This window comes from Ruania alba, from assembly GCF_900105765.1.
Classification (GTDB): Bacteria; Actinomycetota; Actinomycetes; order Actinomycetales; family Beutenbergiaceae; genus Ruania; species Ruania alba.
Genome location: NZ_FNTX01000001.1, coordinates 1095652 through 1109580, shown reverse-complemented (window position 1 = coordinate 1109580; position 13929 = coordinate 1095652). Strand labels below are relative to the sequence as shown.

Sequence of the window (13929 nt, the reverse complement as noted above, 5' to 3'; positions counted from 1 at the left end):
CGGTGACGACGTCCGCACCCTCGACGGGCCGGGTCGACCTCCGCAGCGGCCAGCGGCGGGCCGGCAACCTGCTGGTCGCACCGGCCTACACCGGGATCGTCATCACCGCCCTCGTCCCACTGCTCGCGGCCTTCGCGCTCAGCTTCACCAGCTACGGCCTGCTCGAACCTCCGCAGTGGGTGGGCCTTCGCAACTACCGCACCGTGCTCGGTGACCCCGTGTACTGGGAGTCGTTGCGCAACACGGTGAGCTTTGCGTTCGGTCAGGTCCTCATCGGGATCGTGGTCACCATCTTCGTGGCGCTGCTGTTCAACAGGGCCCTGTTCGGCGGGGCGGTGATGCGCACGATCGTCTACATCCCGCAGGCCGCGTCCTACGTGGTGGTGGCGCTGATGTGGAACCTGCTCCTCGATCCGGCCGTCGGACCTATCAACGCCGCACTCGGTGCGCTCGGAGTCGACCACCCCGTGTACTTCCTCACGGACAGCTCGCTCGCGATGCCGTCGATCATCGTGATGAGCCTTTGGCGCAACCTCGGCTACTTCATGATCATCGTGCTGGCCGCCCTGCAGTCCGTTCCGGAGGAGCTCACCGAGGCCGCCATGATGGACGGCGCCGGTCCGGTGCGCCGATTCTTCGCGGTGACCCTGCCCTCGATCTCCAAGGTCGTCTCGTTCGTGGCCATCACCTGGTTCCTGGGTGCGTTGCAGATGTTCACCCAGTCCTACGTGATGACCGGTGGTGGCCCTGTGAACGCTACTCGAACGCTCGTCTACCTGATGTATGACGAGGCGTTCCTCCGGCTGGACATCGGGACCGCGTGCGCGATCGCCGTCATGCTCTTCGTTCTCGTGGTGGTGCTGTCGGTGCTGCTCCGGGTGCTGTTGCGGACCAGGAAGGACTGATCCATGACCATGAAGACCTCACGCCGCACGGCCGGCATCTGGCAGGCCGTAGCCCTGATCCTCGCAGCCCTGTACGCGGTACCGGTCGGCTACATCGTGATGATCTCGCTGACACCGAGCGGGCAGAACCTGGGTCAGTGGCCCACGCACCTGGACCTCGGCAACTACGCCGACGCCTTCGGGAGCACCGATTTCGTGCGGTTCTTCGGCAACAGTGTGGCCGTGGCCGTGGTCTGTACGCTGACCCAGCTCCTCCTCTCCTGCTCAGCCGGGTACGCACTGGCGCTGCTCCCTGTGCGGGCCAAGAACACCCTGACCCTGCTCGTGGTCGCCTTGCTCGTCGTGCCGCCCGAGGTTGCCATGGTGCCGCTGTTCGTGATGATCACGCGGGTGCCGTTGCTCGGCGGGAACGACATTCTCGGTGCGGGGGGCACCGGCATGCTGGACACCCTGCCGGCGCTGATGCTCCCGCACCTGGTGAGCGCCCTGCCGATCTTCCTGATGCGCCAGTTCTACGCGGGTCTCCCGACCGAACTCGGGGATGCCGCCCGGGTCGATGGCGCATCGGAGGTACACATCTTCGCCCGCATCTACACACCGCTGGTCAAGCCGGCGGCCGCGATCGTCGCCGTCATCGCCTTCCAGGCGGCCTGGAACGACTTCCTCTGGCCGCTCGTATCCACCACCAGCAACGACATGCGCACCCTCCAGCTGGGACTGACGATCTTCTTCCAGGAGAACTCCACCCAGTGGACGCTACTGATGGCCGCCGTGCTGGCAATCAGCATTCCGATCGTTATCGGCTTCCTCCTGGTGCAGCGGTTCTTCCGCAGCGGTGTCCTCAGTGGAGCGCTGAAGTAGATGCCTACGATGAGGCGGTCCTGCCCCAGCACACACACGCCCCTGAGGATGAACGATGAAGCTCGAGATCGCCCTGCTGAGCTGGCTGCTGGTCCGCCGGATGAGCGGCTACGACATCGTCGCCTGGCTCAAGCAGGAGGGGAAGTTCATCGGCTACGACCGGTACGCGAGCCAGGTGTACCGATATCTGAACCGACTCCACGAGGCGGGGCTGCTGGAGTTCGAGGTCGAGAAGCGACAGAACGCCCCGGATGCGAAGGTGTACCACATCACCGATTCGGGAGTGCAGCGGCTGCGGGAGTGGCTGGCGAGCACCTACGCACCGAAGGGGTACCTGGACGACCCGGAGCTGAAGTTCCGCATCGAGGTCGGCGCCTTGCTCGACCTGCCGCGGGCGCTGGAACTGATCGACCAAGAGCTTGCCTTTCGCACCGAGGAGATCGCCCGCAATCGGGGGCGCGACCGATCGATCGACACCACGTTCGCTCGCCCGGAGGCGAACATCGCTGCCCTCGAGGCGCTCCGCGAGGAGCAGCACGTACATGGCAACTGGCGAACCGACCGCTACATGGAGTGGATGGTCCGCCTGCGAAGCATGCTGGACGACCTGAGCGACAGGACGATCGCACCGAGAAGAGAGTGAGCCGATGAAGGCCATCGTGGTCATGTTCGACACCCTGAACCGCCGTTACCTGCCCCCGTACGGCTGCACGTCGACATACGCGCCGAACTTCCAGCGACTGGCCGAGCGCACCGTCACCTTCGACAACTGCTATGCAGGCTCCATGCCGTGCATGCCCGCCCGTCGAGAGCTGCACACCGGTCGCTACAACTTCCTGCATCGCTCGTGGGGACCGCTGGAGCCGTTCGACGACTCATTGCCGGAGCTACTGCGCGAGCTCGGCGTCTACAGTCACCTCGTCACCGATCACCAGCACTACTGGGAGGACGGCGGGGCGACCTACCACCAGCGCTTCTCCACCTTCGAGCTCTTCCGCGGGCAGGAGGGCGACAAGTGGAAGGGCCATGTGCCGTCGTCGACAGAAGGTTCTCCCCCGCCCTCGGCGCACACTGGTGCCGGCGCGCATCAGGGAGCCCACGACGCCCGCCGGCAGGACGCGATCAACCGGCAGTACCTCACCGACGAGGCCGACCATCCGCAGACGAAGGTATTCGACGCCGGCATCGAGTTCATCGAGACCAACGCTGCTCAGGACCGGTGGCTGGTCCAGATCGAGACGTTCGACCCGCACGAACCGTTCTTCTCCGCCAAACGCCACAAGGAGCACTACCGACGCGACTACGACGGCCCCGACTTCGACTGGCCGCCCTACGCCCCGGTCTCGGAGCCGCCGGAGGTGGTCCAGCATGCCCGGGACGAGTACTCGGCTCTGCTGACCCAGTGCGACGAGTCACTCGGGCGCGTACTGGACGTCATGGACGCCCACAATATGTGGGAGGACACGATGCTCATCGTCTGCACCGACCACGGATTCCTGCTGGGTGAGCACGGATGGTGGGGCAAGATCGTCCAGCCCTGGTACGACGAGACGATCCACACACCCCTGTTCGTGTGGGATCCCCGCAGCGGTGTCCGTGGCGAGCGTCGGTCGGCACTGGTGCAGACGATCGATCTGCCCGCCACTCTTCTCGACCACTTCGACGGCGACCCGACACCGGACATGGAGGGCCGCTCCCTGGCCGACACGGTCGCGGCGGACCACCAGATCCGTTCGCACGCCCTGTTCGGCAGCTTCGGCGGGCATGTGAACGTCACCGACGGCCGGTACGTCTACATGCGCGCGTCCGTCTCTCCGGAGAATGCACCGCTGGAGGAGCACACGCTGATGCCCACCCACATGCGGGCGAGGTTCGCACCGGAGGAGCTGCTGGAGACCGAGCTGGCTGCCCCGTTCCCGTTCACGAAGGGGGTGCGACCGTTGCGTATGCCGGGCACCACGTTCGGAAACCTGAATGCCTACGACTTCGGCACGTTGCTGTTCGACCTCCAGCAGGACCCGCAGCAGCTGGACCCCATCGTCGACGACGACATCGAGCTCGCCCTCGCCGACGCGATGGTCGAGCTGATGCGAGCCAACCATGCCCCGCGGTCGCAGTTCGAACGGCTCGGACTCCCGTTCACCGGCCCGGTCACCGGTGAGCACCTCCTGGCACAGCGGCAGCAGCGGCTCGTGGCGGCAAGCATCCGCACCTGAGGTCCGCGGTATCGTCCACGGGTGCTGTCGCCACCGCCGGGAGTCGCGTGATGAAGATCGACCTCAAGAAGACGATCCCCTCCTACTCCGCCCGGCACGGCCAGTTCTCCCTGATGCAGGTGCCGCCACTGCAGTACCTGATGCTCGACGGGCAGGGCGACCCGAACACGTCGGTGGACTACTCCGACGCCGTCAGCTCGCTGTACCCGGTGGCCTACGTCGTGAAGTTCCTCAGCAAGACCGAGCTGGACCGGGACTACGTGGTACCGCCCCTGGAGGCACTCTGGTGGGCCGACGACATGACGGCGTTCACCACCGAGCGGGACAAGTCACGCTGGCACTGGACAGTGATGATCGGCCTGCCGGACTGGCTCGATGCGGAACACGTCGAGACGGCACGGGAGCGGGTGCGCCACAAGGGAGGCGCCCCCGTGTTGGACCACGTCCGCCTGGAGACCCTGGAGGAGGGGCTGAGCGTGCAGACCCTGCACGTCGGGTCCTACGACGACGAGGCGCCGGTGCTGGCCGCGATGCACACCGAGTTCATCCCCGCCCAGGGGCTGCGGAGGACCGGCAGGCACCACGAGATCTACCTCAGTGACCCGCGGCGCATGCCGGCGGAACGCTTGCGCACGATCCTGCGCCAGCCGGTGGAGCGGGATTCAGCCTGAACCGCCCCCTGAACCTGGGCCCGGTCAATCGCTCGGATCACGCGGTTGCTCGGGACTCGTCTGCGGAAACAGTCGCCGATCGCGCCGCACCTCCCTGGCCCATCGGGGATAGCAGACGTCCGGGATCGGGATGAAGACCAATACCCAGTACAGCAACGGGAGAGCCAGCAGGCCGAGCAGCATGATCGCCATGACCATGACGACGCTCAGCACATGTGGCGTGAGGAACTCGATACCGAAGGCCCCTGGCGGAAGCGCGACGGCGCTCAGAGCGAGCAGACCGAATCCACAGGTGGGCGCGCCCAGGATGACCATCCGCTCGGTCCTCATCGGGCCCGCCGGCGTGTACATCCAGCTCCGAGCGCGGAACGACCGGCCCCGCCTGGCCCAGACGGTGCCGCCTACGAAGCACAGGCCAAGGGTCAGGCAGAGCAGGAACATCAGCTCTCGCTCAGACACGAAAACGACCTGGTCGAGACCTAGAGCCCCATGGCGTGCACGCCACCGTCGACGTGCACGATCTCCGCGGTGGTGGCCGGGAACCAGTCCGAGAGCAGGGCCACGATCGTACGGGCGGTGGGCTCGGCGTCGGAGACATCCCAACCGAGCGGTGCCCGGTCCGGCCAGCCCCCTTCCATCTCCTCGAAGCCGGGGATCGACTTCGCCGCGGTGGTACGCAGCGGACCGGCGGAGACGAGGTTCACCCGGATCCCGTCCGGGCCGAGGTCCCGAGCCAGATACCTGGCCGTGGCCTCGAACGCGGCCTTGGCCACGCCCATCCAGTCGTAGACCGGCCAGGCGTACTGGGCGTCGAAGGTCAGGCCCACCACGCCCGATCCACGGGTGAGCAGCGGCTTGGCCGCCACCGCGAGGGACTTCAGCGAGAACGCCGAGACCTCCACTGCGGTGGAGACGTCCTTCCACTCACCGGCGAGGAAGTTGCCGCCCATCACCGACTGTGGGGCGAACCCGATCGAGTGCACCACCCCGTCGAGGTGGTCGACATGCTCGGACACACGATCGGCCAGGGCAGCCAGATCCTCCTCGTTGGTGACGTCGAGCTCGACCACCGGCGCGGGCTGCGGGAGGCGTCGCGCGATCGCCTGGGTGAGCTTGAGCTGGCGACCGAACGAGGAGAGCACCACGGTGGCGCCCTGTTCCTGAGCCAGGCGTGCCACCGAGAACGCGATCGAGCTCTGCATGAGCACGCCGGTGACGAGCAGGGTCTTCCCCTCGAGCAGTCCCATGGGGTGTCCTTCCGTGATGATGAGTTGATCCGGCGCCGAGCCTAGCGTCCCTGGAGCCTGATGCGGCTCAGTGCCCCATCCCGAGCCCGCCGTCCACCGGGATCACAGCCCCGCTGACGTACCCGGCGGTGGCGAGGAAGGCCACGGCGTCGGCGATCTCCTGCGTCTGGCCGAACCGGCCGGCCGGGATCGACCCGAGGTAGCTCTGCTGTGTGGCCTCGGGCAGCTCGGCCGTCATGGCTGTGTCGATGAACCCGGGTGCCACCACGTTCGCGGTGATACCGCGCCCGCCCAGCTCGCGAGTGATGGAGCGGGCCATCCCGACCAGGCCGGACTTGGTGGCCGCATAGTTCACCTGACCGGGTGAGCCGTACAGGCCCACCACGGAGGAGATCATGATGATCCGGCCGGTGCGCTTGCGGATCATGCCCTTCGTGGCGCGGCGTACGCACCGGAACACTCCGGTGAGGTTCACGTCCACCACGTCGGTGAACTCCTCGTCGCTCATCCGCATCAGCAGCGTGTCCTTGGTGATGCCGGCATTGGCCACGAGCACCTCGGTGGGCCCTTGGTGCTCTTCGATCGCCGTGAACGCGGCGTCCACGGAAGCGCTGTCCGTCATGTCCGCCTCGGCGAAGAACACGCCGTCCGGCAGATCGTCCTTGCGAGCGATCCCCGCCACCCGATACCCGTCGGCCACGAAACGCTCCGCGATCGCCCGTCCGATACCGCGGTTCGCTCCGGTGACGACGACGGTACGACCGCCCTGCTGCTCGACCTGCTCGCTCAACGTGTGCTCCTCTCGCGTGTGCTCGGGCCACGCTAGCGCGTTCACTGCCACCACGGCGCCAGGTCCCCTGATGGAGCGAGGCGGCGTACCCTGGAAGGGTGTCCGAAGTTCATGCGATCACCAGCGCCGGACGCCCACAGAGTGTTCAGTCCCACGACCGGATCGTGCGGTACCTGATCACCATGGGCATCCGGACGGCATGCTTCGCGGGCGCGTTCTTCATCGACGGCTGGATCCGCTGGGTGTGCCTCGCCGCGGCCGGTATCCTGCCGATCGTCGCCGTCATGCTGGTCAACGCCGGAGAGCGTCGCACAGAGCCGGACACCATGATCGACCAGGTCCCGATCGAGCCCGACCACCAGGTCGGTGCCCGGGTGATAGAGGCGGACGAGGTGCGTCAGTGAGCAACACCAGCCCCGCGAACATGCCGAACGACGAGCTGATCTGCAGCGCGAAGGGGTGCCGCGCCACCGCGGCGTGGGGACTGCGCTGGAACAACCCCCGCCTGCACACCCCCGACCGGCGCAAAACGTGGCTGGCGTGTGAGGACCACCGCCAGCACCTGGAGCAGTTCCTCGGGGCACGATCTTTCCTGTGCGAGACCGTCCCCGTCTCCGAGCTGCCCGCTCCATGACCGAACCGTCACCAGCGGTCGGTTCCCGGTACGCCTTCCTCCGATCACGCCGGTGGGCGGGCATCGGGGCGGTCACGCTGGTGGTGTGCCTGGCGTGCACCCTCCTGGGGCACTGGCAGCTGACCCGCTACCAGGGCAAGGCCGACGCTGCCGCGCTGGTCACCGCGAACTACGAAGCCGCGCCGGTGCCGCTGTCCGAACTGCTCCCGACGGCGGACGCCCCCTGGGACGACGACCTCACCTGGCGCCGGGTGCAGGTGAGCGGGACCTATCTGACGCCGTCGGTGCTGCTCCCCCAGCGCCCGATCGAGGGATCACCGGCCGACCACGTGCTGGGGATCTTTGTCGCTGACTCGGGCGATCCGGAGCAACCGTGGCTGTTGGCGATCGATCGTGGGTGGTATCGCACCGACGCGTTCGGCGATCATGCGGCTGAGCGCGAGTTACCGGACGGGAACGTCACCCTCACCGTCCGCCTGCGCGGGGCCGAACCTGCCTCTGACCGTGAGCTGGCTGCCGGGTCGGTGCGCGCGATCCACCCCGGTCAGGTGCTCGAGGAGGCGGCGCCAGGAGCGGCCGTCGCCGGATCGATCGTCTCCGGCACCTACGGTGTGCTGGCCGAGGAGAGCCCGACGACGGCCCGTCCCCCGGCACCGCTGCCGCGCCCGTCCGTGGACGTCGGCAACCATCTCTCCTACGCCTTCCAGTGGTGGGTCTTCGCGATCGGTTCACTGGTCGGATTCGTCGTGCTCGCCCGCCGGGAGGCGGCTGCACTGGCTGACGGTGCCTCGGCGAGGCGACCGGACGCCGTCGGGAATCGTGACACGCCCCGCCGGCCTCGGCGGCCCAGCGCGGAGGAGGAAGAGGACGCGATGATCGACGCCCAGCTGGCAGCGATGCGCCCGCCGGACTCCTCGGACGGTGCTCAGGCGAGCGAGACCAGCTCGAGGTAGTTGGTGTTCCACAGGTCTTCATCACCGTCCGGGAGCAGCAGCACCCGCTCCGGCTCGAGGGCCTGAACCGCTCCTTCGTCGTGCGTGACCAGTACGACCGCTCCGGTGAAGCTGCGCAGCGCGGCGAGGATCTCCTCGCGGCTGGCCGGGTCGAGGTTGTTCGTGGGCTCGTCCAGCAGCAGCACGTTGGCCTGGGAAACCACCAGGACGGCGAGCGCCAGCCTGGTCTTCTCCCCGCCGGAGAGCACCGCGGCGGGCTTCTCGGCATCGTCACCGGAGAACAGGAAGGACCCAAGCACGCTCCGCACCTGCGTATCGGTGAGGTCCGGGGCGGCGGATCGGAGGTTCTCCACGACGGTGCGGCTGGTGTCGAGCGTCTCGTGCTCCTGGGCGTAGTAGCCGACCTTGAGCCCGTGCCCGGGGAGTACGCCACCGGTGTCACTGGTCTCCACGCCGGCCAGCAGGCGAAGCAGGGTGGTCTTGCCGGCACCGTTGAGCCCGAGGATCACCACTTTGGAGCCGCGATCGATGGCGAGGTCGACGTCGGTGAACACCTCGAGCGAGCCGTAGGACTTGGACAGTCGCTCGGCGCGCATCGGCGTCTTCCCGCATGGTGCGGGGTCCGGGAAACGCAGCTTCGCGACCTTGTCGGAGGCACGGGCCTCGTCCAGTCCGGCGAGCATCCGCTGCGCCCGGCGCTCCATGTTCTGTGCCGCCACGGCCTTGGTGGCTTTCGCGCGCATCTTGTCCGCCTGCGCCATCAGAGCGGAGGCCTTCTTCTCGGCGTTGGCCCGCTCCCGCTTGCGGCGTCGCTCGTCGGTCTCACGCTGTTCGAGATAGGCGTGCCAGCCGAGGTTGTAGATGTCCAGCTCGGCACGGTTGGCGTCCAGGTGATACACCTTGTTCACCGTGGCTTCGAGCAGGCCGGTGTCGTGGCTGATCACGATGAACCCGCCCGGGTAGCTGGCCAGGAACTCGCGCAACCAGACGATCGAGTCGGCGTCGAGGTGGTTCGTGGGCTCGTCCAGCAGCAGCGTCTGGGAGTCGGAGAAGAGGATGCGGGCCAGCTCCACCCGACGGCGTTGCCCACCGGAGAGGGTGTGCAGCGGTTGGGAGAGCACGGAGGTGGGCAGGCCGAGGTTGGAGGTGATCCGCGCCGCTTCGCTCTCAGCTGCCCAGCCACCCTGGGCACTGAACTCGGCGTCCAGCCGGGTGTACCGGTCCATGGCGCGCGCCCGGACGGCGTCGTCCTCGCTGGCCATGTCCGTCTCGGCCTTGCGCACGCGGCGCAGCACCTCGTGCAGGTTGCGGGCGGAGAGCACACGATCGAGGGCGAGCTGGTCGAGGTTGCCGGTGCGTGGGTCCTGCGGGAGGTACCCGACCGTCCCGGTCCGGGTGATGGTGCCTTCGGTCGGTTCGCCTTCACCTGCGAGCGTCTTGGTGAGGGTGGTCTTGCCTGCCCCGTTCCGCCCGACCAGACCGATGCGATCTCCGGAGTCGATCCGGAAGTTGGAGGCACCGAGCAGTTGCCGAGCACCGATCCTGAGTCCGACGCCCTGCGCAATAATCACTGGGCCGACTGTACCGCCCGTCGCAGTTCGAGAATAATCAATAGTCCGACGACGGCTGCCCCCAGCACCGCGAGGACGATCGGCCCGCCGATCGGGGCGTGCGGGGCGATCAGCTGACCGACGCCGGACTCGTCGCCGCCCCCGTCCGCCTGCCAGGGCCACAGCGCCCGCAGGGATCCGATCATCAGGCCGATCATGGCCAGCAGCGTGAGTCTGCGTCGCGAGTGCAGCAGCCAGCGCAGCACCTGCACGAAGGTCGCCAGGCCGACGGCGGCCCCGGCAGCAAAGACGGCGATGTAGCCAAGGTCACGGTCGTGCACGGCGCCCAGGGTGGTCGAGTACAGCCCGATCGCGAGCAGGAAGAACGCGCCGGAGACTCCGGGCACCACGAGGGCGCAGATGGCGATCGCTGCGGCGAAGAACACGAGGATCATCGGCGGGTCCGACTGCGTCTGGCCACCGGCGAAGCCGATGAGCACGAAGGCGACCACTGCGGCCAGCACCACCACAAGGGTGTCCCGCACGCGGCGCACCCCGTCAGGCGGCAGCATCCGGACCGGGACGACGATGCTGGCGGCCACCAGACCGAAGAACAGGCCGCGGGCGTGCTCGGGGTGCGAGGTCACGAACGCTTCCATCACGCCGGCGGCGGTGAGCACCGCTGCCACCATGCCGAGGAGCACCGGCGCCACGAGCCACCAGTCGGTACGCCGCAGCTCGGTGGTGAAGCTGCGGCGGTCCGGGCCTGCCAGGAGCCGACGAGCGGCGGCGAGCACGTGTGCGGCCGCATCGATGAGGCGGTCATAGACGCCGGTGACGAGGGCGACCGTGCCACCGGAGACACCGGGCACAAGCTCGGCCGAACCGATGAGGAATCCCCGCAGCAGGTGCAGTACAGCGGTCCACGGGCGAGGGCGGGCCGGGGCCGTCGGAGTCTGGGACGTCACCGGAGCGAGGCTACCGCGTGCGTGATGGTGACGTGCTGGGTGAGAGCGCTCATCTGCCCACCGTAGAAACGGGTGCCGGGCGGCGCATCAGGCGGTGGGTGGATCGGCAGGTCAGCCCGCGGGCGGATCCGAGCGATAGCCTGGGCACAGCCATCCGTCCGCGAGCACGCCCTGGAGGCAGGCCATCGTGACCGTCACTTTCCGACCCTGGCGCGAGGGCGACGAGATCGCCGCTGCCGCATCGTTCGGTGCACCCGACACGCCGGAGGCAGGGCTCGACCGCCCCCTGCTCGGTCTGGACGCCGAAGATCCGTGGCGCCGTTGCCTGGTGGCGGAGAGCGACGGTGAGGTGGTCGGGGCCGGCGCGGTCAGTGACGCGCGCCTGCACCCGGACCGGCTGTGGGTCTACGTGGAGGTTGCCCACTCCCATCGACGGCGTGGGATCGGCACCGAGCTGGTCCGCAGGCTCCGGACCGAGCAGGCACCGTCCGGAACACAGGCGCTCCGTGCACGGTTCACGGCGGACGCCGAGCATGCGGCTGGATTTGCGGTGTCGCTCGGCATGGCGCCGATCCAGCGTTCGCGCCAAGTCGTGGTGCGGCCGGGCGCTCTGGACGTGCCGACGTTCGGTCCGACCGGCCCAGCGCTGGAGGATCTGGCGACCGGCTCGGTGGAGCTCACCAAGGCGGTGATGGGCTTCTACGACGCCACGCACGCGCCCTGGGATCGTTCCGAGATGACGCTCGGGCGCGCGCAGGACCTGCTATTGGCCCCGTCGACCGGGGCCAGGAGTGCGATCGTGCTCCGGGACCGGCCGAAGGACGCCGGTGGAACACTCCTCGCCTTCGCGATCGCCTACGACCCGCCGGTGCTCGACCCTGACGACCCCGACGCCGCACCCGACCCCAACGCCGCACCCGCGGAGCCAGATCCGGACCGGCCCACCGAGGTGCTCCTCGGGTACCCGCCGGAGGCGAACGAGGCCAAGACACGTGCGGCGGTGCGTCAGCTGCTCGCCATGGTGGCTGCTCGGTACCCGGTGCAGCTGGAGGTGGATGACGCGATGACGCCACTGAGTACAGTCGTGGACGACCTGCTGGCGGTCGGGTCAGCAGAGTTGGTCACCGAGACCCGGATCGTCGCCACCGGGTGAGGCCAACAGCGGTTCCGATCGGCGCACTTCTTCCACCAGCCTGACTCCGTCACGCGCAATGTCAGTGGTGCCTGGAAGAATTTCGGTATGACCTCGATATCCCCTGGTATCGCATTCTCGGCACTAGCCGAGATGCGGGTGGTTGCTGTGCGGGGTGATATTCGGCAGGTGCATCCGGCGATGCCGCTTGTTTCACGTCACACCGCCACCATTCTGGATCTTCCCGGTGCCTTTCTCTCGTCCACCGACAGCGGACTGGGCACCGCAGAGACTTTTCCACAAGCCGCGACTCCGGCAGGGCCAATGTCAGTGCTCTCTGGGAGAATCAAGGCATGACATCGACAGCCACTGGTACGGCATTCTCGGCTCCGGCTGGGAAGGCAGTGCTGGCTGCCCTGCGGGAGAACGTCACCACGGCTCGGGCTGTTGATGTCGAGCGTGCTGAGCTGGTGGTGGAGTGGGTGGGTGAGCGGGCGATCGACCCGGCCACCCTGGGCACCTTGAGGGGTGGGCCGGTGTTCGACCCGGACGAGCACCCCGGCCTCCCAGACCCGGACGAGCATGCCGGTCTGCCGGGTGAGCGTGCAGGATTGCCGGGGACGGAGCAGCCGATGCGTCTGGCCGGGGATGGTGCCCCGTTCGTGTCCGATCTGGAGTTCACCCGCCTGGCGACCGCACTGGGACAGTCCAACGACGCCGCACTGGGATATGTGGGCGCCATCGTGGAACTGGCCTACCGGCTCCCCCAACTCTGGGAACGGGTGCGAGCCGGGCAGGTCAGCATCCACCGGGCACGGGCAGTGACCCGGATGACGAAACGCCTCCCGTTCGCGGGGGCGGCCTGGGTGGACGCCCAGGTGGCGTGGACGATCGGGTCCTGCACGACCGCGCAGATCGAACGCACCGTGAGTGCCGCGATGGCCACGTTTGATCCCGACCAAGCCGCCAAGGATGAGGAAGCAGCGTTGGAGGGGCGCCACTTCGACATCCGTCTCGATGAGGCAGGCACCACCGCGGCACCAGGACCGGGACTGGGGGTGGGTGTGGGGTCGGTGGTGCGGGTCGAGGGCGGCCTCGACCTTGCTGACGCGTTGGATCTTGAGGCTGCGGTGTCCGACCAGGCCCGCACGTTGGCAGGGTTCCTGCCCGGCACGAGTGAGGATGTGCGTCGTTCCATCGCCATCGGTGACCTCGCCCGCGGACACACCACACTCCCCATCCCCGACGCGACCACTGGCGCCACCGTTCCGACAGGGGCACCCGGCGAAGCGGGCGGGATGAGGCGCACTGTGATGCTCTACCTCCACCTGCCCGCCGACGCCCTCAACGACCACAACGGCCCAGGGGCGGACGACGTCGGGAGCGTGTTCGGTTCCGGGATCGTGGGCCGGTGCGAAAACACCAAATCACCGGTCTCGAAAGAGCAGATTCGCCACTGGTGCGCCACCGCCGGCCGAATACTCGTCCGCCCGGTGATCGACCTGGCCGGTCACATCGATGCGAGTACCTATGAGGCCAGCCCGAACCTGCGCGAACAGATCATTCAGCGCGATGGTCGGTGCCGGTTTCCGTATTGCAACCGCAGCGCTCGTTCCGGGGACCAGGACCACATTATCCCCTACGACCAGGGTGGCCCCACTAGCTCAACCAATATCGCGATCCTGTGCCGCCGGCACCACCGAGCGAAAACCCATGCCGGATGGTCATATTCCATGATCACACCCGGGGTCTATTACTGGGCCGCACCCGATGGTGTCCATTATCTGGTGACGCCTTCCGGCACCTACCCCATCCCCACCGCCGGCACCAGCGTGGGGGCACGAAACGGACGGGGCAGCCCCCGTGGCAGCAGTCCGCCCGAGAGCGGACTCGTCTATCCACGCAGCGAAACGGTCACGGACCCGCCGCACCCGGACCTGCCTGGCCACACCGACCCACCACCAGTCTGACCACCCCGCCCCGAACCCCGCCGACACCACCC

15 protein-coding genes are annotated in these 13929 nt (G+C 67.9%); 10 read left to right on the top strand and 5 right to left on the bottom strand.

All coding sequences use genetic code 11. From position 1 onward, the window contains the following. The first annotated feature begins 2 nt into the window (after window positions 1–2). The 5 genes from BLU77_RS05220 to BLU77_RS05200 are packed head-to-tail and all read left to right on the top strand — an operon-like array spanning window position 3 to window position 4653. On the top strand, window positions 3–905 hold the full coding sequence (locus BLU77_RS05220) for a carbohydrate ABC transporter permease (RefSeq protein WP_245708678.1): 903 nt from the start codon (window positions 3–5) through the stop codon (window positions 903–905). A gap of 3 nt (window positions 906–908) precedes the next feature. Continuing rightward, entirely contained in the window at window positions 909–1766 is an 858-nt protein-coding gene (locus tag BLU77_RS05215; RefSeq protein ID WP_089771994.1) for a carbohydrate ABC transporter permease, read from the top strand. A gap of 55 nt (window positions 1767–1821) precedes the next feature. After that, on the top strand, window positions 1822–2409 hold the full coding sequence (locus BLU77_RS05210) for a PadR family transcriptional regulator (RefSeq protein ID WP_089771993.1): 588 nt from the start codon (window positions 1822–1824) through the stop codon (window positions 2407–2409). A gap of 4 nt (window positions 2410–2413) precedes the next feature. Continuing rightward, window positions 2414–3982, top strand: coding sequence for a sulfatase (locus tag BLU77_RS05205; protein WP_089771992.1), 1569 nt, complete (start codon window positions 2414–2416; stop codon window positions 3980–3982). 50 nt (window positions 3983–4032) lie between these two features. After that, window positions 4033–4653, top strand: coding sequence for a GyrI-like domain-containing protein (locus tag BLU77_RS05200; protein ID WP_089771991.1), 621 nt, complete (start codon window positions 4033–4035; stop codon window positions 4651–4653). 24 nt (window positions 4654–4677) lie between these two features. Here BLU77_RS05200 and BLU77_RS05195 read toward each other — a convergent pair whose 3' ends face one another. From BLU77_RS05195 to fabG, 3 genes are all read right to left on the bottom strand, one after another. Next, window positions 4678–5112 carry a hypothetical protein gene (locus tag BLU77_RS05195; protein WP_139177603.1) on the bottom strand — a complete coding sequence of 145 codons (435 nt, stop codon included), beginning with the start codon at window positions 5110–5112 and terminating at the stop codon, window positions 4678–4680. A gap of 20 nt (window positions 5113–5132) precedes the next feature. Then, entirely contained in the window at window positions 5133–5900 is a 768-nt protein-coding gene (fabI, locus tag BLU77_RS05190; RefSeq protein ID WP_089771989.1) for an enoyl-ACP reductase FabI, read from the bottom strand. 67 nt (window positions 5901–5967) lie between these two features. Next, a complete protein-coding gene (gene fabG / locus BLU77_RS05185) occupies window positions 5968–6690 on the bottom strand; it encodes a 3-oxoacyl-ACP reductase FabG (protein WP_089772992.1) in 723 nt (240 codons plus the stop codon). Window positions 6691–6788: 98 nt separating this feature from the next. On the opposite strand from fabG, the gene BLU77_RS05180 reads away from it, so the two are divergent. From BLU77_RS05180 to BLU77_RS05170, 3 genes are read left to right on the top strand one after another with little or no spacing between them, the layout of a single operon-like run. Then, window positions 6789–7094 carry a DUF3099 domain-containing protein gene (locus BLU77_RS05180; protein WP_089771988.1) on the top strand — a complete coding sequence of 102 codons (306 nt, stop codon included), beginning with the start codon at window positions 6789–6791 and terminating at the stop codon, window positions 7092–7094. A gap of 20 nt (window positions 7095–7114) precedes the next feature. Beyond that, window positions 7115–7324: a hypothetical protein gene (locus tag BLU77_RS05175; protein ID WP_089772991.1), complete on the top strand. Its 210-nt coding sequence runs from the start codon at window positions 7115–7117 to the stop codon at window positions 7322–7324. Further along, the gene (locus BLU77_RS05170) at window positions 7321–8277 is read left to right on the top strand and encodes an SURF1 family protein (RefSeq protein WP_089771987.1); all 957 of its coding nucleotides are present in this window, start codon (window positions 7321–7323) and stop codon (window positions 8275–8277) included. Before BLU77_RS05175 ends, BLU77_RS05170 begins: the two co-directional genes overlap by 4 nt. Here the strand turns inward: BLU77_RS05170 and BLU77_RS05165 are convergent. Both BLU77_RS05165 and BLU77_RS05160 read right to left on the bottom strand, forming a co-directional pair. Continuing rightward, a complete protein-coding gene (locus BLU77_RS05165) occupies window positions 8250–9848 on the bottom strand; it encodes an ABC-F family ATP-binding cassette domain-containing protein (RefSeq protein ID WP_089771986.1) in 1599 nt (532 codons plus the stop codon). The two genes, BLU77_RS05170 and BLU77_RS05165, sit on opposite strands and share 28 nt — an antisense overlap. Beyond that, window positions 9845–10795 (bottom strand): DUF368 domain-containing protein, encoded by a 951-nt coding sequence (locus tag BLU77_RS05160; protein ID WP_089771985.1) that lies wholly within the window; start codon window positions 10793–10795, stop codon window positions 9845–9847. Before BLU77_RS05160 ends, BLU77_RS05165 begins: the two co-directional genes overlap by 4 nt. A 187-nt stretch (window positions 10796–10982) precedes the next feature. Between BLU77_RS05160 and BLU77_RS05155 the strand changes: the two genes are divergently transcribed. Both BLU77_RS05155 and BLU77_RS05150 read left to right on the top strand, forming a co-directional pair. After that, the gene (locus tag BLU77_RS05155; protein ID WP_245708677.1) at window positions 10983–11948 is read left to right on the top strand and encodes a GNAT family N-acetyltransferase; all 966 of its coding nucleotides are present in this window, start codon (window positions 10983–10985) and stop codon (window positions 11946–11948) included. 332 nt (window positions 11949–12280) lie between these two features. Next, complete coding sequence (locus BLU77_RS05150; protein ID WP_089771983.1) at window positions 12281–13897, top strand: HNH endonuclease; 1617 nt, start codon at window positions 12281–12283, stop codon at window positions 13895–13897. Window positions 13898–13929: the final 32 nt, after the last annotated feature.